We start from the raw sequence: 25,528 nt of genomic DNA, 5'->3' as shown, positions 1-25,528 counted from the left end.
TTTTTCTATAAAAGTACTAAAGAAAACTTTAGTAATTCTATTATGTTTTTTATTTTGACTAAATATTAACAAAATAGTTTAAGTCTATCTTCTTGAACGTCTAGGTCTAGAATTACCAAAATCACTTGAATTGGAGCGTCTAGGTTTAGAATTACCTTCGCTTCTTCGTCTTTCACTTCGGTTCCCAGAAGAAGCACCTTTTCTATCATCGCGTCTTCCTCCGCCTTGTCTGTCGTCACGTCTTTTTCCACCATCACGTCTTCCACCGCCGCCGCGTCTATCTCCACGTCGTCCTCCACCACGGTTTTCTGAAACTTCAACATTTACAAAACGTCCTTCGTGTTTAAAGTCGGTAAAATGGGCTAATACTTTCTCTTTAAGTTCGTTTTCTGTATTAAAAAACGAGAAGCTGTCTTTAGTTTCCACTTTAAAGACATCATCTCTACCAAGGTCTAATTGCTCTTTCAAGAAGTCTTTTAACTTCATCCAATCAAAACCATCTTTTCCACCTACGTTTATAAAGTAGCGTGTAGATTTTCCACCTCTGCTTCTCCCTTCGCTACTATCAAAAGAACCTTCAGCGATATTTAAATCTTTGGATTTTTGGTAGTAATTATAGAAACGTGTAAACTCTACAGAGAAGAATTTTTTAATTAATTCATCCTTGTCTGTATCGGCAAATAATTCATTTATGTTAGCTAAATGCTTGTCAATTTCATGATTTATTTCTGTGTTGTGAATTTTATTGGCAAGCGACATTAATTGCACCTCGCAAATATCTGCACCATCAGGAATATCTTTTTTCTCAAATTGTTTTTTTATAATACGCTCTATACTCTTGATTTTACGTACTTCACTTTTTGATACAATAACCATTGAAACTCCAGTTTTTCCAGCACGCCCAGTTCTGCCAGAACGATGAGTGTAGGTTTCAATTTCATCTGGTAATTGGTAGTTTATTACGTGTGTAATATCGTCTACATCAATACCACGTGCAGCAACATCGGTAGCTACAAGCATTTGTATTTGTTGGTTTCTAAACGATTTCATTACCAAATCGCGTTGGTTTTGGCTTAAATCGCCATGTAATGCGCCTGCACTATAACCATCTTCAATTAAGTTTTCAGCAACTTTTTGAGTGTCGCGTTTTGTTCTACAAAAAATAACCGAAAAAATATCAGGGTTTGCATCACTTAAACGTTTCAAGGCTTGGTAGCGGTCTCTAGCATTTACTAAATAGTACTCATGCGATACATTGCTTGTACTTTCGTTTTTATTTCCAACAGTAATTTCCTGGGGGTTATACATGAATTTTTTAGCAATAGTAGCCACCTCTCGAGGCATAGTTGCAGAAAATAACCACGTATTTTTATCGTTAGGTGTGTGCGATAAAATATCGGTAATATCCTCTTTAAAGCCCATGTTTAACATCTCATCAGCCTCATCTAAAACCGAATACTGTATTTTAGAAATATCAACTAAACGTCTGTTAATCATATCTTTCATACGGCCTGGAGTTGCCACAATTATTTGTGCACCACGTTTAATCTCACGCGCTTGGTCTGTAATACTAGATCCACCGTAAACCGCTACCACATTAAGCCCTTTACAATATTTACCATACAATTTCATCTCGTTGGTAATCTGTAAACAAAGCTCTCTGGTAGGCGATAAAATTAAACCCTGCGTGGTTCTACTAGCTACATCAATTTTCTCTAACATCGGGAAACCAAATGCGGCGGTTTTACCCGTTCCGGTTTGGGCCAGAGCCACTAAATCGGTTTCAGATTCTAATAAAATTGGGATTGCTTTTTCTTGTACTTCACTAGGTTTTTCAAATCCTAAATCTGTAATGGCTTGTAATAGGTCGTCATTAAGACCTAAATCTTGGAATGTGCTCATTATTGTTTAATGTATGCGATATTGTTATGTGGTGTTACATAAAGAAGCGCATCGACATACAGATACCTTTTTAACTTCAAAATAGCACTAATAAATTGTTTCTTTTTCGCCTGTTCTTCGTTAAAAAAGAGAACCGGAGCGATGCTATGCTTTTATTTTTTGCCTCAAACAAACAAAAAATAATACAATTTCTATACGCACTATTTCAAAATTAATAAGGTATTAACCTTAAACTTCCAGTAACACATCCTCACCCTGAGGAGTAAACTCATTTTGAGTTTCAAGGCGCAAAGATAGATAAATAATCGTCATTCCCTCGAAGGAGGGAATCTTTTTAAAATTAGTTGGTTTCTTATAATTATTTGGGCGTTACCACAAGGGTCGGGCTTTTCGCTATATCTTTTTTAACGTCATTGCGAGGAGTTTTCGACGTGGCAATCTGCCTAAACCTAATTCTAAATAAAATTTTTGGGTGTTTTAAAAAAAAGGATGCCGCTGCTATCCCTAACGCAAGTATCTGCCAACGTCATTGCCAAGGAGGTACGACTGTGCTAATCTGTTTATGCTTTTTTGTGTAATTTTGAAGTTTCGTTTAACTTATGCGGATATGACAACGTTTTAATGTTTTATATCCGACGTTAAACGAAGGTAGATGAAAATTTTTACAAAATACAAGTATTAGCTTTACGATTTAGCGCCTTTGCAGGAGATAATTCTTGAGATTGCTTTCCCGAAAAGTACTCGGAACTGGGTGTGCCTTAAAAAAACGTTATTTCCTCAGATTCCCAATCCGTTCCAAAAGTGTAGGATGCGAATAATGCATAAATACATAAGCAGAATGGGCTACTTAAATTTCTTAAAACGAGCCTTTCGGATGTGTTAGCTGGAAGCTTGATGCTCTGAAATCAGAGAACTGAGAAGCAATAGCTTCGTATGCCTCATCTTGATATCCAATGCTAGCCATACGAAATGCTGGAGCGAGAATTTCTGGCAGAAACGGAACAACCTGTTTGTAGTGCCAAACCCTAGGCGGAGAACCTTCGGGTACTTCTTCAACATAAGGTCTAAGGAACTCCAGCGCTCGCCTTATGCTCCGGCCATCTGCTGTCTCGTAGGACCACAAATTTACTCCAACCCACTCTCCAAGTGTCGCTAGTTCAGTAAGCCCCGTTAAATTCATTTCGGAGTAGTTAAAAGACTTGGTGCGTCGCAGCTCCATGGGTTGGGCACCATCAGGTTCTATTTGGCGAGCAATACGGTTCTCTTTTACCAATTCTAGCCTTTCGCGTGCTAGTTCGTATTTACCCAAAGCTAGCGCTAAGCGCACGACTCTTACATCGAACATAGTGCCATGGTTCTGTCGCATCTGAATTTCTTCTTTACCATACTCGCTATTTATAAACCAATCCAGAAAGTTCGTTATCCAAATATCTAGTGCTGCTCGGTCGTTTTTGCTCCAATGTTTAGATCCATCTAAAAGACCAGCAGCATCCACTGCTTGTACTACGCCACCTGCTTCAATCATTCCAATATAACGTCCTTGGTTTCTACCAGGTACAGCTTGTGCATACTTAAGGTGTGGGTTCATCCGCGTAGTAGAATCGATAAACCAAACACGAAGGCATCTAGCTGCATGTGCAGCGTACGATTCTTTACCCGTGAGGTAATATGCGAGGGCAAGCGATTCGACTAAGTGGCCAATTTCTTGACCGCGTGAATAGTCCGCAAAATCGGGGTTTCGAGATTCCGGATTGATGATACCGTCCTTTGGTAGGTATGGTAAACCGTCTGGCTTTGAAGGATCGGGCCAGAGGTAAGGCGCCTGAGTGTAATAGTCATTCAGATTTCCGCTAACAGGATGCCGTTTTTTATCAGTTACCGTTGGAGGTTCAGTCGCTAAGGCTTTATTGGCTGTGATAATTAGAGCGTTATAGGCTGGCATAAGTGAGGTGTCACCTCGCGCAATGTCTTGTTTCACAATTGGTAAGGCTCCGCGTCTTGCACCAAAGAAATGAGGATGCTCTTTCACAGCTAAAACCGTGGCTGACTCGTCTTGTGCAAAACCAGCTTGCGAGAGAACAAATGGACTCATCACTAAAAATAGAATTTTCAGCAGAGAGAAACGAATTGGTATTATCTTATTTATCATTTAGTTACAGCTTCTTTTGATTCCATTAGTTCACAACGCGTACCATCGAGATCGTGCACATTGCACACCCAGCGGTTGTTACGGGCAACCAAGGGTTCGTAACGTTCAAGATCAGGTAAGGCATTAAATAACATATCGCGATGCGCTTTTTGAATATCATCAGTTAAAAGGCACATATGATGCATTGTGCCCATTTGCCTTCTACTCAGTTTTATATCGTTTATAAGAATGTACTCAACGTAGTCACCGCTATCTCCCGGTAACTGCATATTCACCCAAGCATCTGGACCACCATCTTTACGCGATCCGCGCCAAATCTCTTTAAAACCTAAAGCATCTCGATACAATGTGTTTGCAGCCTTTTCATCAGTAATAGTGATACCTACATGCAGCAAACGATCGGAAACTCGCCTAGACCCTAAATGCTTGCCTTTAGCTAGTGTTTGCTTGGAATTAGATGTGTATTCAACAAACTTAAGGTTATGTCCGTCTGGATCTACTAGAACACTCGCTAAGGTACCATCGGAATTTTTTTCTACAGGCGTTGGGTTGAGCCCTCTGTCTTTGAGCATAGCAATAGTAGTCTCGATATCTGAAACTTGAAATGCGATTTCAACTAACCGGTTGTCATCTGTCCCCTCGGGTTTTGAGACTAACTTCACAAACTGGTCGTCGTTTATTTTTAAATACCAAGCCTCTTGATCTTCATACGCAGCAAATGCAAATTCAAATCCATAAAAAGCCGTATAGAATGCACGCGATTGCTCTAAACTTGATACTTGAAACGCCACATGGGCTATTCCTAAGATGGGGAGTGCTTTTTCAGCTTTTGTTCCCATTGATAGACAAGATAGTATTAGAATTAAAAGGATTGCTCTCTTCATATATTTTGCGATTTGCATTGGATTTGAAAATTTCAATAATTAAGTTAAGATACTAAATATTATTAGATATGTAGTTATGATTCAAAAATGAGAAAAGAAATTACTTGTAATAAATTGTGTTGTTCGAAGCTGTAATTGCAAGCAATGGCCCGTAGATTTGTGTCCTTTTAATACTAAAATAAGTTCAGTAGAAGATACTTTAACCTCAACGTTAAATGAAGCAAGCCGAAATCTTTTAAACAAATAAAGTAAATCAAAATCATTTTACAACTTGTTGATATAAAATTTTCTGAGATTATATCGTGCCTCGCAATGATCTTATTTCCTCAAATTCCCAATCCGTTGCAAAAGCGTAGGATGCGAATAATGCATAAATACATAAGCAGGATGTGGCGTTAAATTACTTAAACTATTTTTAGAAAGTTTTTTTAGTGATGTAATAAGTGGTTCGCTCTTATACGTGTTTTTAGCATAATCATCCGCTTGGTATTCAAACTTCCTAGAAAATACATTCATAATCAACCCAGTAATTTCAGAAATAGGCGAGTAGAGTAGCCCAAAAGCAATTAGCCCAATATGAAAACTAGGAGTTTCAACACCCAAAGCCTGAGATAACATCGGATTCGAAATAAACAACGATAAAATATAAAGCGTCAAACCCGTCAATAAAATAGAAGCAAACAAATTAAAAATAATGTGTTTTTTCTTGTAATGTCCAACTTCGTGTGCCAGAACAGCAACAATCTCTTCATCTTCTAAATCGTTAATTAGAGTGTCATAAAGCGTTACGCGTTTTTCACTACCAAACCCAGAAAAATAGGCATTGGCTTTGGTGCTTCGTTTAGAGCCATCAATAACAAAAATCTTATCTAATTTAAATCCAACCGTTTCTGCGTATGTCGAAATTTTATCGCGCAAGGTGCCCTCTTCTAAAGGTGTTTGTTTATTAAAAAGCGGCACAATAAGCTTGGAATAAAACATATTCATAAACAACGTAAAAATAGCCACTAGAGCCCAAGCATATAACCAAAAGTGTTTCCCTGTAGCTTGATAAAACCAAATAATCAACGCCAGAATACCACCGCCAACAATAGCCATCATGAGCCAACCTTTAATTTTATCTAAAAAGAAAGTTTTTACTGTGGTTTTATTAAACCCAAATTTTTCTTCAATAACAAAGGTGCTGTAGTAGGAAAATGGTGTGGTTAAAATATCACTACCAATCATAATAATTCCAAAGAAAATGAGTGCTACAACAATCGGGTTTTCACTATAATTTCGAGCTATGTTATCTACAAACTCAAAACCATCAAACCATAAAAACCCTAAAGTTAAAAGAATTGAAAATGTTGAGGTTAACAATCCAAATTTATAATTCGTAGCCTTATAGTTCTGCGATTTTTTGTATTCAGCATCATCATAAACATCTTGTAATTCTTCAGGAAGTGCATCATTAAAATGTTTTGCATTTAACGCGTCAAGTACTTTATCAACTATAAAATTAATAACAATAATGGCGATGATGATGTAAAATAGGGTAGTTGCAGTCATTAGCTTTATTTAAAATTTCGTTGCCTTTTAGCCTCAAAAATAAGAATTCCTGCAGCAACCGATACATTCAAAGAATCTATTTCACCTTGCATTGGAATAATTATGTTTTTTGTTGTATTTTTTCGCCATTCGTTACTTAAACCGACTGCTTCTGTACCCACTATAATTGCAGTAGATTTGGTAAAATCTTGAGTATGATAATCAACCGATTCCTGTAAAATTGCAGAATAAATATTAATATTTTTTTCTTTCAAGAATTCTATAATTTCAGAAGTTGTTCCTGTTGCAATTTGATTGGTAAATAAGCAACCCACACTGGAGCGAATTATGTTGGGATTATACAAATCTGTTTTTGGATTTGCAATAATTACTGCATCCACATTAGCAGCGTCAGCTGTTCTTAAAATAGCACCAATATTACCAGGTTTTTCTGGAGCTTCAGCAACTAGAATTAATGGATTTTCATTTTTAAAAACCAAATCACCTAAACTATTTGTCTTTGATTTTGCAACTGCCAAAACGCCTTCAGTAGTATCTCTGTAAGCTAATTTTTGATAAACTTCTTTTGAAATTTCTATACAATCTGTTTGTTGATTTGTTAATTCGTTTAGCTGCACTTCAGAATACAATTCAGGATAAAATAAAACGGTTTTTAATTTATAACCACCTTTTATAGCCAAGGAGACTTCTCGAATACCTTCAATTAAAAAAGTACCAGTTTTTTTTCGCTCACGCGACTTGTCTTTTAACTGAACAAGTTGTTTTATATAGTTATTTTGAGGGCTAGTTATTGCTTTCATAATGAGTTTAACAAAAGTAATTGTTTTTATGTAATTATATTCTACTAACTTCGTCAAAGACTAAAACCAAAATAATTATATCAATGAAAAGAATTATTCTTTTTGCTATAGCAATTTCAATATTTGCTTGTAAAAACAAAACAACACCAACAGTAGATTATTCTGAAGAAAGTTTAGATGTAACAACAAGCATCTATCCAGAAAATATTTCAAAAGTCTTTGATGCTCACGGAGGTTTAGAGAAATGGAATGCGATGAAGACTTTGTCTTTTACTATGGAAAAGCCTAATGGTAAAGAAGTAACTACGGTAGATTTAAAAACTAGAGCAGAGCTTATAGATATGCCAACGCATATGCAAGGTTATGATGGTAGCTCGATTTGGATTAAGGAAAAAGCGGATAATAAAAACGATGGGAGTAGAGCTAAGTTTTACCGAGGTTTGATGATGTATTTTTACGCTATGCCTTTTATAGTTGCCGATGATGGAATTATATATGAAGCTGCAGAACCACTTAATTTTGAGGGGAAAAACTATCCTGGAATTCTTATTTCTTACGAGGCTGGAGTAGGGACTTCACCTGATGACCAGTATATAATTTATTATGATGAGGAAACAGGACAAATGGAATGGTTAGGATATACTGTTACTTTTGGCAAGGATGAAAAGAGCAAAGATTTTCATTTTATAAGATATAATAATTGGCAAACGGTAAATGGTTTGGTTGTTCCTAAAAGCATAGATTGGTATAAATATGAAAATAATTTACCAACTGAAAAACGTAATACTGTAGAATTTACAAATGTAATTCTTTCGGAAACTGCACCAGATGGTTCAATGTTTACAATGCCAGAAGCAGCTAAAGCTATTGAATAATAATAAATGAATAGAAAAAAAGCGGGCCAATTGGCCCGCTTTTTTAATTACTAGTTTTATATTTTTCAGAATACCGTTTCCAAAGTTTGGTTTGGTGAGTTTCTAAACTTAAATCCCTACCATCAATATACGCCTTTGATACTATATTTGTTCGCATATCTAAAGCATCACCATCACTAATAAAAAGTGTAGCACTTTTACCAACTTCTAATGTGCCATACATATCATCAATACCCATTATTTTTGCCGCATTTTGAGTAATTAACTGCAAAGCTTGTTCTTTTGTTAATCCATAGGCTACAGTTGTACCAGCATAAAATGGAAGATTACGAGAATTCATTCTTTCCATTTGTCCGCTAGGTTCTAAAGAGACTAGAATACCAGCATCAACAAGTTTTTTTGCTTGTTTAAAAGTGTAATCATAATCATCATCTTCTAATTCAGGTCTGGTATGAACACGTCTAAGCATTACTGATACATTATTCTGTTTTAAGAAATTTGCAACATTACCAGCTTGATATCCACCAACAATAGTAATTTTAGATACCCCTTGAGATTTTGCAAAATTTACAGCATCTGTTATTCCTTTTTCATCATCTGCATTAATATATAGATGTTTAGAGCCGTTAAATAAACCTGCTAAGGCTTCAAAAGGTAAATGGCGTTCACTCATGCTACCTTTATTATAACTTTTAGATTCATTAAAATAATCGGCTAATTCTTTTACTTGTTTTGAGTAGTCTTTATTAGGTTTTAAACCAGGATCTTCACCAAGCCACCAACGACCTCTGCTAAAACTACTTGGCCAGTTTACATGAATACCATTATCCATTTTAATAGCGGCATCTTCCCAGTTCCAAGCATCGTATTGCACTACTGAAGATGTTCCTGTAATACGACCGCCTCTTGGTACAACTTGCCCTAAAAGCACACCGTTAGGACGCATAGATTCTACAACTTTAGATTCAGCATTATAAGCTATAATACTTCTAATGTGTGGATTGTAAGTTCCCATTTCAGATAGGTCATTAGAGGCCTTAACGGCATCAACTTCTACCAAGCCTAAGGTTCCGTTAGAAACTATAAAACCTGGATAAATATGTTTGCCTTTAGCATCTATAATATCCATGGTTTGCATGGTAATAGCATTAGGCTTGCTATTATCTAACACATTTTTTATTTTACCATTACCAAAAATAACAATGCTATTTTCTATAACATCTCCATTTCCAATGTGAGCCGTAGCTCCAACAATTGCTATATCTTTTATTTGATTTGGTGCAGGTGTTTGTTGTCCGAAACTTAATGTAATACACAACAAAAATAATACAATGTTTATTTTATTTAATCTTTTCATTTTTAAATAGTATTAATTGTGGTTATGTATTGATTCTTGATTATCCATTGTGTCGCAATGCATCAATTCTTTTACTTTCTTTTTTATAGGTTGCGTTTTTAAACCTTTGTTTTTGTCTTGAAGCATCAAATTAATTAATTCACTTTTTTCTTTCTTAACAGCTTCACGCATTTGTTTGTCTTTTTCTATATCAAAATAAGTAACACCTTCAATAATCGTTTTTTCAGCTTTAGCATAAATTGAAAGTGGATGGTCTGACCATAGTACAACATCTGCATCTTTTCCAACTTTTATACTACCAACACGGTCATCTAAATGTAAAAGTTTGGCAGGATTGAGAGTTACAAATTTTAAGGCTTCTTCTTCGCTAATGCCACCATATTTAACTGATTTAGCAGCTTCTTGATTGAGTCTTCTAGACATCTCCGCATCATCACTGTTAATAGCAACTAAAACACCAGCATTGTGCATAATGGCTGCATTGTAAGGTATAGCATCATTAACTTCATACTTGTAAGCCCACCAATCGCTAAACGTTGAGCCGCCTACTCCATGATCTTTCATTTTATCAGCTACTTTGTATCCCTCAAGAATGTGAGTGAAAGTGTTAATATTAAAGTTGAATTTATCAGCAACTTTCATGAGCATATTTATTTCACTTTGTACGTAAGAGTGACAAGAAATAAAGCGTTCTTTATTTAATATTTCTGCTAGTACTTCCATTTCAGCATCTTTACGATAAGGTTTACCACTTTTCTTAGCTTTATCATAGGCTTGTGCTCTAGAGAAATAATCCATAAAAACCTGCTCTACACCCATACGAGATTGAGGGAAACGCTCATTTCTACTTGAGCGCGATTGTTTTACGTTTTCACCTAAAGCAAACTTGATGAATTTTGGTGAATTGTTATAAACCAAATTATCAGCAGATTCTCCCCATTTTAACTTAATGATTGCTGAGCGACCTCCAATAGGGTTTGCAGAACCATGTAGAATTTGGATTGATGTAACACCACCCGCAAGATTTCTATAAATATCAATATCTTCATCATCAATAACATCTTCAATGGTTACTTCAGCTGAGGAATTTTGTCCACCTTCATTGATTGAGGCTGCTGCAATGTGTGAATGCTCATCTATAATTCCTGCCGTAACATGTTTACCTGTAGCATCTATAACTTTGGCATTTCTATCTGATAAATCTTTTCCAATTTTGGAGATCTTTCCATCTTTAATAAGCACATCAGTGTTTTCTAAAACACCATCACTTTCGTTAGTCCAAACTGTTGCATTTTTGAACAGTAGAACTTCAGATTTAGGTTTTTCAGTAAATCCATAAGCTAAGTTCGGATAGGTAATAGGACTCATATAAGTATCCTTAGACTCAGAATCCTTTTCTTTTTTATCTTTACTTTTTACTTCTTCTTTTGCTGTTTTACTTGCAAAAAATGAGAATTCACTACCAGTTGGCATAATCGCTTTACCACTTAAGCTATTTCCAGTAGCTGAATTTGCAACAACTCTTATAAATTCTTTTTTGGTGCTATCTGCTGTTTTAAATGTTAAGTGAACCCAATCGTCCAAATAATTCATTTTAGTACCTAAACCTTTGTCACCACTTTCAAGTTTTGCTTTCGGTTTAGTTGTGCTTCCGGAAATTGATAGTTTGTAATCGTTACCTGCCAATTTAAAATTGTAGTCGCCATCAATATTTTTAGTGTTCATTTGTTCTAAAACATGAGGGTGACCTTGTACCCAATTTTCGTAAAGTTTAGTTTCTTTATCAAAAATATCTCCAGAAGTAATTAAAAAATTAGCGTAGCTACCAGATTTTAAAGTGCCTAAAATATTTGATTTACCTAATAAATTGGCTGGAATTGTGGTTAGTGCCTCTAAAGCTTTTTGTTTGGACAATCCGCTTTCAATGGCTTTCATTAAATTTGATTTAAAAGATTTTTTAGACTTTAAACCATGAGTTGTTAAAGCAAATTGAATTCCATTTTCATCTAACAGTCTTGGGTTATGAGGTTCTTGATTCCAAGCACGCATATCACTTAAAGACATGGTTGATGCCAGAAACGGGTTTTCAACATCATATGCCAATTGAAAATTAATAGGCAGTATAATGGTTGCATTTGTTGCTTTTACTTCATCAATACGTTCGTATTCGTCTCCACCGCCAACAATTGTATATTGAATATTAAAAGCATCTCCAACTTTATCGGCACGCATTAAATTAGCTCTACTACCAGCCTCAAAAATCTGAGGTAAGCTTTTGTTGTTATTTAAGGCTTCTAATGATAAATCTTTAGTATTTATATTTCCAGCTGCGTACCATTTTGCATCATTGTACATTTGGCGTAATAATGCCATACTTCCCATAATAGATGAAGGATATCTTTGACGCGATGTTACACTTTTATTAAAAGACAAGTGTTGTGTAGTTTCGCCATCTATAACACGCATAGAATTATCTGCATCGTTATTTAGAGCTATAAGTGCACCAGTTCCTCTTACAATACCATCAGGCATGTGTGTGTTAACAACTCCAAAACCAAGCTTATGCATTTCTGAAGCTGTTTTAGCATTGTAATTAAAAGTAGCCATAACATCTTGTTCTGGCATTACATGATCATTCCAATAAAAACCACTTCTACTGGCTCCATATGAGGGACCATTACCACCTCGTTTTGGTTTTTCAACTCCAAAATCTGTGTAGATATCAATAAATGACGGATAAATACTTTTTCCATCAAGGTTAATTACAGTCGTGTTTTTTGGAATAGAAATGTTAGTTCCCGATGAAATTACCTTACCATCTTTAATTAATAAAGTTCCACTATCAATGGTTTGACTTGGTGAAACATGAATTTTTGCATTTGTAAATGCTGTGTAATTGGTGTTTGTCGTTTTTACGCCGTCATTTTTTGGAAAATATTCTTGTCCGAATAAACATGAACAGCATAAGAAGCCTATTGCTCCTATGAAGTTTTTAATCATAAATAAAAGGGGTTAGTCAGTTTTTCTTTTAAAAATAAGGATATATCTAAAATTAACGCTTAATTAAGAAGGTTTTAACGTTTGTTTAAGATAATTTATTCTTTGCCAAAGTAGTTAGTAATTAAAGCTACCACATAACTGTAACTTTCCATGCCCTTATTTTGTTTATTAGCTTTTAAAAAGTTACTGTAAAACAGTTTGAAGAAGGGTTCAGCAGGGTTTTGATGAACTTCCCAAAATTTTCTAACTTCCTCGTAATTTTTTAAAACACCTTTGTTTAGGTTAGTTATTAAATCTTCATAAATTTTTTCATCTCGTCGGTAAACTTCATTTAAACAATAGCGCAGTCCAAACGTGTAACCTGTATATTTAAAGTAGATATCGGTATGATTTATAGCGGCTAAACATCCTATAAAATTAGCTTCATTTTCTGCGGCATATCCTAATTGATGAGCAATTTCATGTGATGCCGTTGTTGGGAATTTATACTTAGGAATTAAAGCATCAACCTGAGCTTCATTTGTTAATGGGTTTAAATATCCGCTAAAACCCATGTAAGTTAAAGGGTAGCTAAATAAAGATTTTTTGATGCTTTTTGGATGATATTTTAAATGAGGAAATAGCTCTTGTAAATTTTTGTATCCGATTGGGGCTAATTTCAAAATTTCACTTTTAGTATAGGGAACATCAACTTTTAGGGTATCACTCTTTACTAATTGTAAATGAATTTCATTAGACTTTTCAATAAGTTGTTTAGTAACCTTAACGAGTTGTTCAGTGGTATAATTAGCCTCCAAATTCAAATTTTTGTGCAATGGTAAACGGTAGTAGTTTAAACCCCAAAATAAATGAAATGTAAAATAAATGAGCGATATTGTAGCAGCTACATCTATAAACCAGTTTTTGGTATCTTTTCTTATACGTTTAAGGTTTTTAATAAACCATCTTATTATATAAATTATGCTAAAAGCATAAACTAAATCACCAAACGAAAAAGAGAGCCAACCTAAGGTATATCTGAAGAGTTTCGATATGAATTGATAAAATCCATTACTATAATATTGCTCAACAAACTCAGGAAAGTTTGAAAGTAATTTTACTAAAAAATACTGCGGAATTAATAATAATGCAAGTATAGTTTTTTTGTTCTTCAACATGAATCAAAAATAGTTAAATGTTTATTAATCCAATAAACTAAAATGTATCTTTGTTTTAACATATTTTCAAAATAATGAGCTCAGATATAAGACAACTACAACCACAAGCTATTTGGAACAAATTTGTAGATTTAAACGCAGTACCACGTCCGTCAAAAAAGGAAGAACGTGTTATTGCTTTTATGAAAAATTTTGGCACAAAATTAGGTTTAGAAACCATTGAAGATGAAGTTGGTAACGTTATCATTAAAAAACCAGCAACTGCAGGAATGGAAAATAGAACAACCGTTGTAATGCAGTCGCATTTAGATATGGTTCATCAAAAAAACGGAGATACTGTTTTTGACTTTGATACTCAAGGTATAGAAATGTATATTGAAGGCGATTGGGTAAAGGCAAAAGGCACTACACTTGGTGCAGACAATGGTTTAGGTGTAGCAACTATTATGGCAGTTTTAGAAAGTACAGAGATAGAACATCCAGCTATAGAGGCTTTGTTTACCATTGATGAAGAAACCGGAATGACTGGTGCTATGGGATTAAAAGGCGGTTTGCTTTCCGGAGGAATTTTATTGAATTTAGATACTGAAGAAGATGACGAAATAGGAGTAGGGTGTGCTGGCGGAATAGATGTTAATGCAACAAGAACTTATGAAGAAGAAGAAACTCCTGAATTTAAAATAGGTTATAGCATTTCAGTAAAAGGTTTACAAGGCGGGCATTCAGGAATGCAAATTCATGAAGGTTTAGGGAACGCCAATAAAATAATGAATCGAGTACTTTTTGATGGTTTTGAGAATTTTGGGTTGCGTATATCCGAAATAGATGGTGGAAGTTTACGTAATGCCATACCAAGAGAAAGCAATGCTATTGTTGCGATAGATGCTATTCATGAAGACGCTTTTTTATCAGAAATGAAGCAAATAACTAATACTATTAAAAAAGAATTAAAAACCATGGAGCCAGATTTAGAAATTAATATTTCTAAAACCGAAACACCCAAAAACATTATGGATTTAGGTGTACAAGAAGGGGTAACTAGAGCTTTATACGCAGCTTTAAATGGTGTTTATAGAATGAGTGCGGATATTCCTGAGTTGGTTGAAACCTCAAATAATATAGCCAGAGTAATTATTAAAGATGGTAGCATTAAAATAGGATGTTTAACACGCTCATCTGTAGAAAGTTCTAAAATGGATTTGGCCAATACATTAAGAGCTACTTTTGAGTTAACAGGTTGCGAAGTTGAATTTTCTGGCGATTACCCAGGTTGGACTCCAAATATGGATTCGGCTATTTTAAAAGTAATGAAACCATTGTATGAAAAATTAAATGGAGAAGAACCACATGTAGCAGCATGTCATGCAGGGCTAGAATGTGGCATTCTAGGGCAAAATTATCCAGATATGGACATGATTAGTTTTGGACCAAATATAAAAGGAGCTCATTCACCTGATGAGCGTGCTCAAATTTCATCGGTTCAAAAATATTGGACCTTTGTTTTAGAGATTTTAAAGGCTATTCCTGAGAATTAATTTAGTACCAATAAAATAACTTTCCAAAAAAATTGTATGAACAAATTCGTTTATATAGTTTTAGTAATAGGTTTTATTTTAGACAGTTCCTCTGCTTTCTTAATATCTGATAGTTTTCTTGAATATTTTCTACCATTCAAAAATTTTCCAATAAATGTACCCCTAACTAAATAGTGATAGCTTACAAAACATATAATACCTGTAGTTATTAGTACAAACAAGAATTTTAAAGTAGCTGGTATTGGCCAATCAACGATAAAGCTGGGAATAATTGCAGTTAAAGATAAATGAACCAAATAAACCCAATAGGATGAATCTGATATATAGCGCATTTTTAACGAATGATTACTACCATATCTAATAAACAAACCTGTAATTCCAAAAATAAAGAGCCATACCATTATAGATTTTATAGTTATGGTTAATTCATAATTTAAAGCGCTATACATGAAAAAAGAGACTGAAAACAATATTATTCCTAAAATTGTAAAAACCCAGTCATATTTCATAAAGCTATCTAAGTGATTTTTGGATTTAAATAGTACCCATCCAGTGATATAAAAAAGGAAGTAATAAGTAAAAGTATTTATATCTGGTTTAAATGAAACCGATGTTTCAACCTGTGCCGTTCCCATTAAAAAATAACATAAAGCTGTTATACTAGCAAAGACTATAATACGTAAGATGGTTTTTTGAATAATCCAACTAAAAACACTAGAAATATAGCCTGATAGAGTTGGTAATTTATTAAATATTAAACCTAAAATCACTGATATAAAGGTAATTATGGTTAGATAATATAAAAACCATAAATGAAATGTTGTTTGAGGAATTAGTATGCCTAAGTTTGAAAAGATTGAAATAGTTTCTGAATAAGCATTAGCATTACCATTGAAAATAGATTTTGTGTATTCAAAACCAAAAACAATTGTTGGCCAAAGTATTATAACAAATACTATAAATGGAAAAACAATTCTTGATGTTCTATTTTTCACCATTTTTAATGGTTGTCTTTCATAAAATAACAAGGCTCCAAAAAAACCAGCAACTACAAAAAATATTTGCATTCTAAACGCATGGATAAAACTTACTATAAAATCATTTGAGAGGCTAACCGTTTCAGGGTCTTTTAAACTCCATGCATTACCATAATCAATAACACCATAAGTAATGGCAGAGTGTATTACAAGACCTAATAACATCATTATAGCACGCAAGGAATCTAAAGAGTGAATTCTTTCAGTTTTACTTGGTTGGGTTTGCATATGGTTTAGTTTGAATTTTCTTTATATTCAGAATATGATACCTTTTTTTATAAGTAATATCTTTATAACTATTTTAAAGTGCAGTTTTATTTTAATCTTCTTTGGTATACACAATTTCACCATCAAAAACCGTCATAACCACTTTAGTATCTAAAATTTTATTTTCTTCAACAGTCATTAAATCTTGATTGTATATCGTAAAATCTGCTAATTTACCAATAGTAATAGAACCTTTAATGTCTTCTTCAAAAGCACCATAAGCAGCATCTAAGGTGTATGATTTTAAGGCTTGTTCTCGTGTCATTTTTTGTTCAGGTTCGTAGCCACCTTCAGGGGTGCCTTTTAGTGTTTTTCTACTTACACTGGCATAAAAACTAGCTATGGGGTTTATAGGCTCTACAGGAACGTCTGTTCCATTTACAATAGGAACGCCACTTTGTAATAAATCTTGCCACATGTAAGCACCTTCTTTAATACGCTTTTCACCTAAACGCTCTATAGCCCAAGGTCTATCTGAAGACATATGAACAGCTTGCATTGCAGGTATTACTTTTAATTCTGCAAAACGCGGAATATCTTCAGGATGTAAATGTTGTGCATGTTCTATTCTATATCTGTGGTCTGTTATTGCTTCAGGTATTTCTTTAAAAGCGAGTTCGTATCTATCAAGAATTTCTCTGTTAGCTCGATCTCCAATGGCATGCGCACATACTTGGAAGCCATGTTTTAGGCCATTTAAAGCAGTTTCTTTTACAAACTCCATAGGTAATGTCTCATGTCCGAAATGATTAGGTCTGTCTGAATAAGGTTCTAGTAACCATGCACCACGAGATCCTAATGCCCCGTCGCAGTTTAGCTTTACAGATCTAATTGTAAAAAGATGATCTGGGTCTATAGATACGCCTTTCTCGTACCAGTTGTTTAGCAACTCTTTATCCCAGCCTGTTAGCATAGCATAAATACGGGTATTCATTTTGCCTTCTAATTTCATTTTTTCATAAAGCGTTATGGTTTCTTTAGGGATACCCGCATCATGAAAACTTGTGATACCATTTTTTTGACATGCCTTAACCGCCAAATCAAAAGCTTGTATATCTGTTTCGGGTGTTTTTTCTGGAATATGTCTAGTAATTAAAGTTTGAGCACGTTCATTAAAAACTCCTGTTGGCCTACCAAAATCATCAACAATAGTTTCGCCACCTTCTATCTCATATTTTTTAATACCCTCTTTTGCTAATACTTGTAAGCCTGCAATTTCCATAGCTTTGGCATTAGCAAAACCAGCATGTCCACTTGCATGACTTAAATATACGGGGTTGTTTGGTGACACTTCACTAAGTCTATTGTGTGTTTGAAAACCTTTTATCATTTCTGTAGGTAAAGAATCCCATTTACTTTGGTGCCAGCCTCTACCTAAAATCCATTCTCCTGGTTTAGCAGTTTCAACTCGTTTTGCAACAGCATCTATAATTTCTTGGTAACTCTTTGTATTAATTAAATCTAGATTTAGTTCATTATACCCTAATCCCATAAAATGACCATGACCTTCAATTAAACCGGGTGTCATGGTTTTTCCTTTTAAATCTATAAGTTGGGTGTCATCATTTTTAAATTTTTCTGCTTCATCAAGACTTCCAGTAAAAATTATACTATTGTTTTTAACAGCTACAGCCTCAACAGTAGCGTCATTATCATCTACGGTGTAAATAGTGCCACCATAAATTAACATAGTTGCAAATTCTTTTTGTGGGCTAGAGCATGCAGAAATAATGAGCATAATTGCTGCAATACATAGAAAAGGTAATCGTAATTTCATAAGGTTAATTTAATTAGACCTTTAAAATACAATAATTATTAAAATTAAGGAGTATGATATTTTTTAAGGAACGGGGTCGTATCCTGAACCACCCCATGGATGACAACTAAAAATACGTTTTATTGCCAGCCATCCACCTTTTAACAACCCATGCTTTTGTAATGCTTCTTTACTGTAATGTGAACAGGTTGGGTTGTATCTGCAAGTAGCAGGAGTTAAAGGCGATATCAAAGTTTGATATAATTTGATTAAAAAAAGAAAAGGAAATATTAGAATTTTCTTCATTTTATAATTCTAAAACTTAAAACAGATAAACTTATTAATTTACTGAAAAAGTTGTTCCTTCTTTTCCATCTTTAAGTTGAATGCCAACTGCTGCTAATTCATCACGAATTTTATCAGATAAAGCAAAGTCTTTATTAGCTCTTGCTTCTTGCCTTAGTTTTATTAAAACATCTACAGCTCCTGAAAGTTTATCTGTTCCTGAATCGTTTTTAGAAGTGTTTTTTAAACCCAAAACATCATAAACAAAGTTGTTAATGGTCTCAGTAAATATATTTAAGTCTTCTTGAGATAAGGTTTCAGATCCTTCTTTAACTAGATTAATGTATTTAGCTGCTTCAAATAAATGCGCAATTAAAATAGGGGAGTTAAAATCGTCATTCATAGCATCATAACACTTTTGTTTCCATGCTTTAATATCAATAGTCGATTTATCAGAAGGGCTTAAATTCTCTAAAAGGTTAACGGCATCCATCAATCTATAAAAGCCTTTTTCGCTTGCTAATAAACCATCATCGGTTAAATCTAAAACACTTCGATAAGAGGATTGCGCATTAAAGAACCTTATTACACTAGGGTTATACGCTTTACTGAAAAATTTGTTTTTTCCAGATAATAATTCATCTGGATTAACAGTGTTTCCTGTGGTTTTGGACATACGTTGTCCGTTTAACTCCAGCATATTAGCATGCATCCAATAATTAACTGGACTTATACCTTTTGCAGCTTCATTTTGTGCAATTTCGCATTCGTGATGCGGAAACTTTAAATCCATACCACCACCATGTATATCAAACTGTTCGCCCAAATATTTTGTGCTCATAGCTGTACATTCTAAGTGCCAACCTGGGAAACCATCACTCCAAGGTGAAGGCCAACGCATAATGTGTTGTGGTTCTGCTTTTTTCCAAAGCGCAAAATCTTGAGGATTCTTTTTGTCACTTTGTCCGTCTAACGTTCTTGTGTTATGTATTAAATCTTCAAGTTTACGTTTACTTAATTTTCCGTACTCATTCGTTTCGTTAAACTTATGTACGTCAAAATAAACGGATCCATTCACCTCGTAAGCAAATCCATTATCAATTATTTTGCTAATCAATTCAATTTGCTCAATAATGTGCCCAGTAGCTGTAGGTTCTATGCTAGGTGGTAAAAAATTTAGTGTATTTAAAATATTGTGAAAATCAACAGTGTAGCGCTGAACTACTTCCATTGGTTCTATTTGTTCTAAACGCGCTTTTTTGGTAATTTTATCTTCACCTGTATCAGCATCATTTTCTAAATGACCAGCATCGGTTATATTCCTAACATATCTTACTTTATAGCCTAAATGTTTTAAGTATCTGAAAACCATATCAAAAGACATAAAGGTTCTTACATTACCTAAATGTACATTACTGTAAACAGTAGGACCACAAACATACATTCCTATATGTCCTTCGTTTATAGGTTTTAAAATTTCTTTTTTTCCAGAAAGAGAATTATATATTTTGATTTGCTGATTTTGGAATAATTGCATTCTGACTAATTGGTTGTTGAAAATTAGCTTAAAACTTCGTGTCTAACTTTATGTAATCTAAAAACTCACGTCTTACGGCTTTGTCTTTAAATTTTCCGCCAAATTCTGAGGTTACCGTGCTGCTCTCAATATCTCTAATACCTCTTGAGTTTACACACAGGTGTTTTGCGTCAATTACACACGCAACATCTTGAGTATTTAAAACCTCTTGAAGCTCTTTTACAACTTGGATAGTAAGACGTTCTTGAACTTGAGGACGTTTAGCAAAATAATCGACTATTCGATTCATTTTTGATAAGCCTACTACCGTTCCGTTAGAGATGTACGCAATATGTGCTTTACCAACTATAGGTAATAAATGGTGTTCGCAAGTTGAATACACGGTAATGTTTTTTTCAACAAGCATTTCGCCATATTTATATTTGTTATCAAAAGTAGATGCACTAGGTTTTTTATCTGGGTTTAAGCCACCAAATATTTCGTTTACAAACATTTTGGCTACGCGGTTTGGTGTTCCATTTAAACTGTCATCAGTTAAGTCTAAACCTAGGGTCTCCATAATATGGCGTACATCGTCTTTTATGATGTCTATTTTCTCTTCATTAGAGAGTTTAAAAGCATCATTACGCATGGGTGTATTCGAAGACGTGCTAATATGGTCGTCTCCTAAAGATTCAAATTCTTCTAAATTATTTCCAAATTTCATAAGTAAAAATAAGGGTTTTAGGCTGCAAAGATAAGCAAAACAGTTTTGTTATGTTTTATCTTAACAAACAATTATATGGAAAGATTAGTCTTTGTTTTGGGTTGTAAATTACATAAAAAAACAAAAAGCTTGAACTTATGATGTCCAAGCTTTATTAAGTTTTTAAATGAATACTTTATTAAATATTGAAACTTAGTGATAAAGTAATATTTGAGTTTTTTCGATCTAAATTTGCAGCTGGTGCATTGTCAAATTCTAAATTATAAAATTCATTTACAAAAGATTGTTCTGATGCATCATAAGTAAGATCTATTCTAGTATTTCCAAAATTGTAACCAAGACCTAAAGAGTACCCTGTTAAATCGCCAATTGTAAATCCGTTTTCATAAGGGCTTTCTTCAAAGCGATAACCACCTCTAAAACTAAATTGCTTTACTTTATATTCGCCACCAAGTCTGTAAGTAGCTGCATTGGTTAAATTATTACTAATATTTTCGTTTACAGATACAAAATCGCCTTCTGGTCTCAATCTTGCAGCACTGTAATCTTTTATAGAATAGTCAAAACTAATTAAACCCTGCTTTGCAAAAACATAGGCTAAACTACCTGTTATTTTAGCGGGAGTTGTAAGTTTGTAGCTAGGATAAATGTTTACAACATCTGGATTTATTTCGGCAAATCCATTATCTCCATCAGTAGCTAAATATTGACTTGTTTCTTCATCAATAGTATACCAAGTTGGAGAGTCATAGGTTAAACCTACTCTAAATTCTTTTGTTAATTTTAAAATACCTCCTAATTGAAATGAGAAACCACTACCTGTGGTTGATAAATTGTTTTCAAACTCAACACTAGTTACTGTAGATCCTAAATTAGTATTGTCTTCAAATAATAAAGTGGAACGCTGAAAATCTATAAAATGAGAATTTATATTAAGACCTAAATACAGATTATCTTCATATTGGGTAGCTAAATTAAGGGTTACTTTACCGTTATATCCAGATGATACGTAAGTATAATCATGGTCAAAACTACCAGGAGAAATATTTGAGAAATAATCAACGTTAGCATCATTGTCAGCATCTGGATCTAGAATAAAAGATTCAAAACCTAAAAATGCTTGTTGATGTCCAAAACCAAAAGCACTACCAATATCTTGATATGCTTCACTTAAAGTTTCATTTGGTAAAGTAGAAATTTCATCAAGTCTTTTACCGTTTGCAAAATCAAAAAAGTAACTTGCTACAGAATTATTAAAATTAGGGTCGTTATCGGTATTTCTTCCAAAAGCAAACCAGTTATCGTCAAAACTATTAGTTTTTTCGTAGGCTATACCAACTGTAAATTTCCTCCAAGGTGAACTATTATTACTTGCAAAAACAAATACAGCTCCACCTTGATTAATATCAAAATTAGATTCATTAGTGGTACCAAAACCATCAAAATATTGTGTATTGTTCTCTGTATCTATGTTTGATAGCGAAAACGAAGCATGACTTTGACTAAAAATTGCAGAGCCAGCAGGATTTGCACTAACAGCACTCATATCTCCACCCAAAGCTCCAAAGGCGCCGCTTAAAGCTCTAAAACGAGCAGTTCCTTGAATCTCACTTTGTGAGTAGCGTAAGGCGTCCGTTATATTTTGAGCATATATTGTGGACATAGAAAGTACGCCTATGAATAGTAATTTGAACTTTTTCATATGTTAAAATTTAGTTTATTTTGAAATGAATTATCTACGACCTCCAGATCTTCTGCCACCACCACCACCACCAGAACTTCTACCACCGCCAGAACTTCTACTACTGCTTGAAGAACGGGCTGAAGAACCGCTTGATCTTGAACTAGATGAACTTCTACTTGGGCTATATCCAGAGCTTCTTGAAGAAGATGAAGATCTGTTAAAGTTAGAGCTTCGACTTGTTCTACTTGTACCTGAAGGACTATATCTTGAGCTAGAATTCCTTCTTATGGTAGATGATGAAGACCTACTAGTTGAATTAGATGAAGGTGTTCTTACAGACTGGCTTCTGCGCATCGTACTATTCGAATTATTTATTCTAGGGTTATAGTTTCTTGTTGCTCTAGACGTATTATTATCTGTACCTCTTCTAACACCAGTATTACTATTAATTCTTGAGCGTGAATTGTTGTTATTCGCTATTGATGTGTTACTACGTCTTCTTGTTGTGTTGTATTTAGAAACTCTATCTGTGCTTCTAGAAGAAGTTCTCGAGACACTGCTTCTCCTGTTTATACTTGTTGCTCTACTACTAAAATCTCTATTACTTCTTCTACCGTTTAAAGCTGCATAATTACCTCTTCTACTAGCGCTAAAAGATGCATTTCTACCATAGAAACCACCATTTCTCCAGCCATTATTCCAACCCCAGTTGTTCCAACCCCAACCGAAACCACCGTTCCAGCCCCAATTGTTCCAACCCCAACCAAAGCCACCATTCCAGCCCCAGTTATTCCAGCGGTTCCATCCCCAATTGTTCCATCTATTCCATCCCCAATTATTCCAACCCCAGTTGTTCCAACCCCAGCCAAAACCACCATTCCAGCCCCAATTGTTCCAACCATTATCAATATAATTGATGGTTACGTTATTACTGTCTTGTCCCCATCCAGCAAAACCTTGGTAAGTATTATCTACATACAAGGAGTCGTTTTCAGTAAAATTATTGCTTTCATATGAATCAATATCAGTAAAAATTTCACTGTTATTAGATATCATACCTTCATATTCAAGGGCTTTATTTGTAAAATAGTTTTGATAATAATCACTATTTGCTGTATTTGGTATTTCAACAATAGCTTCTTCACGTTGTTGTGGATTAACAATTACTTCTGGTTCTCCATAAATTCCATCGTTGTCAACACCTACGTATTGATATGAACCACATGATGTTAAACCAATAAATAGAGCAACTGCTGCTAAATATGGCATTTTCTGTACTAAGTAGTTGTATAATTTCATATCTCTTTCAATTTTATTGTTGAACATAACAAAAATAGTTAGTTTTGCTGAACTATTTTTTTATTTAACATAGTCACAATATTTGTGCCAAAAGATATATATGAGCAAAAAACTTACCAGTAGAGCAGAAGATTATTCAAAATGGTATAACGAATTGGTTGTAAAAGCAGATTTAGCAGAGAATTCAGCAGTTAGAGGATGTATGGTAATTAAGCCTTATGGATATGCTATTTGGGAAAAAATGCAGGCAGAGTTGGACAGAATGTTCAAGGAAACAGGACATCAAAATGCATATTTTCCTCTTTTTGTTCCTAAAAGTTTATTTGAAGCTGAAGAAAAAAATGCAGAGGGTTTTGCAAAAGAATGTGCTGTTGTAACGCATTACAGATTGCAAAATGATCCAGATAAAAAAGGGAAGCTTCGAGTAGACCCTGAAGCTAAGCTAGAGGAGGAGCTGGTTGTAAGACCTACTAGTGAAGCTATTATATGGAACACATACAGAGGCTGGATTCAATCGTATAGAGATTTACCATTATTAATTAATCAATGGGCTAATGTGGTACGCTGGGAGATGCGCACCCGTTTGTTTTTAAGAACTGCTGAGTTTTTATGGCAAGAAGGTCATACAGCACACGCAACAAAACAAGAAGCACTGGATGAAGCTAAATTAATGAATAACGTTTATGCCACTTTTGTAGAAAAATTTATGGCTATTCCAGTAATACAAGGACTTAAAACAGAAAGCGAACGTTTCGCAGGTGCAGATGAGACTTATTGCATTGAAGCTTTAATGCAAGACGGGAAAGCACTACAGGCAGGAACCTCTCACTTTTTAGGACAAAATTTTGCTAAAGCTTTTGATGTTAAGTTTGCTAATAAAGAAGGGAAGCAAGATTATGTTTGGGCAACTTCTTGGGGCGTGTCTACACGATTGATGGGAGCTTTGATTATGACGCATAGTGACGATCAAGGTTTGGTGTTACCTCCTAATTTAGCACCATATCAAGTGGTTATTGTGCCAATTTATAAAAATGATGAGCAATTTGAGGCCATTAGTAAGGTAGCTGAGGATATTATTGGAGATTTAAGAGATAGAAATATTTCTGTTAAATTTGATAAACGTGATACGCTAAGACCAGGTGCAAAATTTGCGCAACATGAGTTACAGGGTGTTCCATTACGAATAGCTATAGGGCCGAAAGATTTAGAAAATGAAACTGTTGAAGTTGCTAGAAGAGATACCTTAAGTAAGCAAACGGTGATTTTAGATAGAGTTAGTGTTGTTGTAGAGGATTTGTTAGAAGAAATTCAAACAAGTTTATTTAAAAAGGCTCTAGATTTTAGAAGTGAGCATACTACTGAAGTAAATACGTTTGATGAATTTAAAACGGTATTAGAAACCAAAACAGGTTTTATTTCAGCACATTGGGATGGTACTAATGAAACTGAAGACAAGATTAAAGAATTAACAAAAGCCACAATTAGATGTATTCCTTTGGAAGGTAAAGAAGAGGATGGTGTTTGTGTATATTCAGGAAAGCCTTCAAAACGCAGAGTATTATTTGCAAAAGCCTATTAGAATAGACTGAAAATGAGGCTAAAATAATTTTTTTTAAAAAAAGATTATTTACCTCTTGCAACATTTAAAAATAGTTGTATTTTTGCATCCGCAATGGAAACATTGTACGTTATTTGAAAGATTATTGTAAGTATAGATTTAATATTTATATTTGCACACTCAAAAAAC

The 25,528-nt window shown here is 34.2% G+C and carries 18 protein-coding genes; 3 read left to right on the top strand and 15 right to left on the bottom strand.

Going from position 1 to position 25,528, the window contains the following annotated elements; translation table 11 throughout:
* Window positions 1–84: 84 nt before the first annotated feature.
* From ABD939_RS03130 to ABD939_RS03110, 5 genes are all read right to left on the bottom strand, one after another.
* Complete coding sequence (locus ABD939_RS03130) at window positions 85–1,902, bottom strand: DEAD/DEAH box helicase (RefSeq protein WP_345164421.1); 1,818 nt, start codon at window positions 1,900–1,902, stop codon at window positions 85–87.
* An 856-nt stretch (window positions 1,903–2,758) separates the two neighbouring features.
* A complete protein-coding gene (locus tag ABD939_RS03125) occupies window positions 2,759–4,051 on the bottom strand; it encodes an alginate lyase family protein (RefSeq protein ID WP_345164419.1) in 1,293 nt (430 codons plus the stop codon).
* Window positions 4,048–4,890, bottom strand: coding sequence for a VOC family protein (locus tag ABD939_RS03120; RefSeq protein ID WP_298550979.1), 843 nt, complete (start codon window positions 4,888–4,890; stop codon window positions 4,048–4,050). The genes ABD939_RS03125 and ABD939_RS03120 overlap by 4 nt, the downstream gene beginning before the upstream one ends.
* Before the next feature lie 363 nt (window positions 4,891–5,253).
* Window positions 5,254–6,486 (bottom strand): M48 family metallopeptidase, encoded by a 1,233-nt coding sequence (locus ABD939_RS03115; protein ID WP_345164413.1) that lies wholly within the window; start codon window positions 6,484–6,486, stop codon window positions 5,254–5,256.
* Window positions 6,487–6,491: 5 nt separating this feature from the next.
* A complete protein-coding gene (locus ABD939_RS03110) occupies window positions 6,492–7,286 on the bottom strand; it encodes a TrmH family RNA methyltransferase (protein WP_345164412.1) in 795 nt (264 codons plus the stop codon).
* 83 nt (window positions 7,287–7,369) lie between these two features.
* On the opposite strand from ABD939_RS03110, the gene ABD939_RS03105 reads away from it, so the two are divergent.
* Window positions 7,370–8,161, top strand: a complete 792-nt coding sequence (locus ABD939_RS03105) for a DUF6503 family protein (protein ID WP_345164409.1) — start codon at window positions 7,370–7,372, stop codon at window positions 8,159–8,161.
* 43 nt (window positions 8,162–8,204) lie between these two features.
* On the opposite strand, the gene ABD939_RS03100 is transcribed toward ABD939_RS03105, so the two are convergent.
* From ABD939_RS03100 to ABD939_RS03090, 3 genes are all read right to left on the bottom strand, one after another.
* Window positions 8,205–9,518: an amidohydrolase family protein gene (locus ABD939_RS03100; RefSeq protein WP_345164407.1), complete on the bottom strand. Its 1,314-nt coding sequence runs from the start codon at window positions 9,516–9,518 to the stop codon at window positions 8,205–8,207.
* A gap of 12 nt (window positions 9,519–9,530) precedes the next feature.
* Entirely contained in the window at window positions 9,531–12,518 is a 2,988-nt protein-coding gene (locus ABD939_RS03095; protein ID WP_345164405.1) for an amidohydrolase family protein, read from the bottom strand.
* 95 nt (window positions 12,519–12,613) lie between these two features.
* Complete coding sequence (locus ABD939_RS03090; RefSeq protein ID WP_345164402.1) at window positions 12,614–13,675, bottom strand: DUF3810 domain-containing protein; 1,062 nt, start codon at window positions 13,673–13,675, stop codon at window positions 12,614–12,616.
* A 74-nt stretch (window positions 13,676–13,749) separates the two neighbouring features.
* Here ABD939_RS03090 and ABD939_RS03085 point away from each other — a divergent pair, with 74 nt between their 5' ends.
* The gene (locus tag ABD939_RS03085; RefSeq protein ID WP_345164399.1) at window positions 13,750–15,210 is read left to right on the top strand and encodes an aminoacyl-histidine dipeptidase; all 1,461 of its coding nucleotides are present in this window, start codon (window positions 13,750–13,752) and stop codon (window positions 15,208–15,210) included.
* 50 nt (window positions 15,211–15,260) lie between these two features.
* Here the strand turns inward: ABD939_RS03085 and ABD939_RS03080 are convergent, their stop codons facing one another.
* From ABD939_RS03080 to ABD939_RS03050, 7 genes are all read right to left on the bottom strand, one after another.
* Window positions 15,261–16,475 (bottom strand): acyltransferase family protein, encoded by a 1,215-nt coding sequence (locus ABD939_RS03080; protein ID WP_345164396.1) that lies wholly within the window; start codon window positions 16,473–16,475, stop codon window positions 15,261–15,263.
* A 91-nt stretch (window positions 16,476–16,566) separates the two neighbouring features.
* Window positions 16,567–18,291, bottom strand: a complete 1,725-nt coding sequence (locus ABD939_RS03075; protein ID WP_345164394.1) for an amidohydrolase — start codon at window positions 18,289–18,291, stop codon at window positions 16,567–16,569.
* Between the two features lie 63 nt (window positions 18,292–18,354).
* Window positions 18,355–18,576, bottom strand: a complete 222-nt coding sequence (yidD, locus tag ABD939_RS03070; RefSeq protein WP_345164392.1) for a membrane protein insertion efficiency factor YidD — start codon at window positions 18,574–18,576, stop codon at window positions 18,355–18,357.
* Window positions 18,577–18,610: 34 nt separating this feature from the next.
* Complete coding sequence (gene cysS, locus ABD939_RS03065) at window positions 18,611–20,092, bottom strand: cysteine--tRNA ligase (protein ID WP_345164389.1); 1,482 nt, start codon at window positions 20,090–20,092, stop codon at window positions 18,611–18,613.
* A gap of 28 nt (window positions 20,093–20,120) precedes the next feature.
* Window positions 20,121–20,798 (bottom strand): GTP cyclohydrolase I FolE, encoded by a 678-nt coding sequence (gene folE / locus ABD939_RS03060; protein WP_345164387.1) that lies wholly within the window; start codon window positions 20,796–20,798, stop codon window positions 20,121–20,123.
* 178 nt (window positions 20,799–20,976) lie between these two features.
* Window positions 20,977–22,500, bottom strand: coding sequence for an OmpP1/FadL family transporter (locus tag ABD939_RS03055; protein ID WP_345164385.1), 1,524 nt, complete (start codon window positions 22,498–22,500; stop codon window positions 20,977–20,979).
* 30 nt (window positions 22,501–22,530) lie between these two features.
* Window positions 22,531–23,808 (bottom strand): hypothetical protein, encoded by a 1,278-nt coding sequence (locus tag ABD939_RS03050; protein WP_345164383.1) that lies wholly within the window; start codon window positions 23,806–23,808, stop codon window positions 22,531–22,533.
* A 73-nt stretch (window positions 23,809–23,881) separates the two neighbouring features.
* Between ABD939_RS03050 and proS the strand changes: the two genes are divergently transcribed.
* On the top strand, window positions 23,882–25,360 hold the full coding sequence (proS, locus tag ABD939_RS03045; RefSeq protein WP_345164381.1) for a proline--tRNA ligase: 1,479 nt from the start codon (window positions 23,882–23,884) through the stop codon (window positions 25,358–25,360).
* Window positions 25,361–25,528: the final 168 nt, after the last annotated feature.

This window comes from Algibacter aquimarinus (assembly GCF_039543265.1).
In the GTDB taxonomy this organism is placed as follows: domain Bacteria; phylum Bacteroidota; class Bacteroidia; order Flavobacteriales; family Flavobacteriaceae; genus Algibacter_B; species Algibacter_B aquimarinus.
The sequence above is the reverse complement of the archived record's forward strand: the minus strand, read 5'-3'. Positions and strand labels throughout refer to the sequence as shown.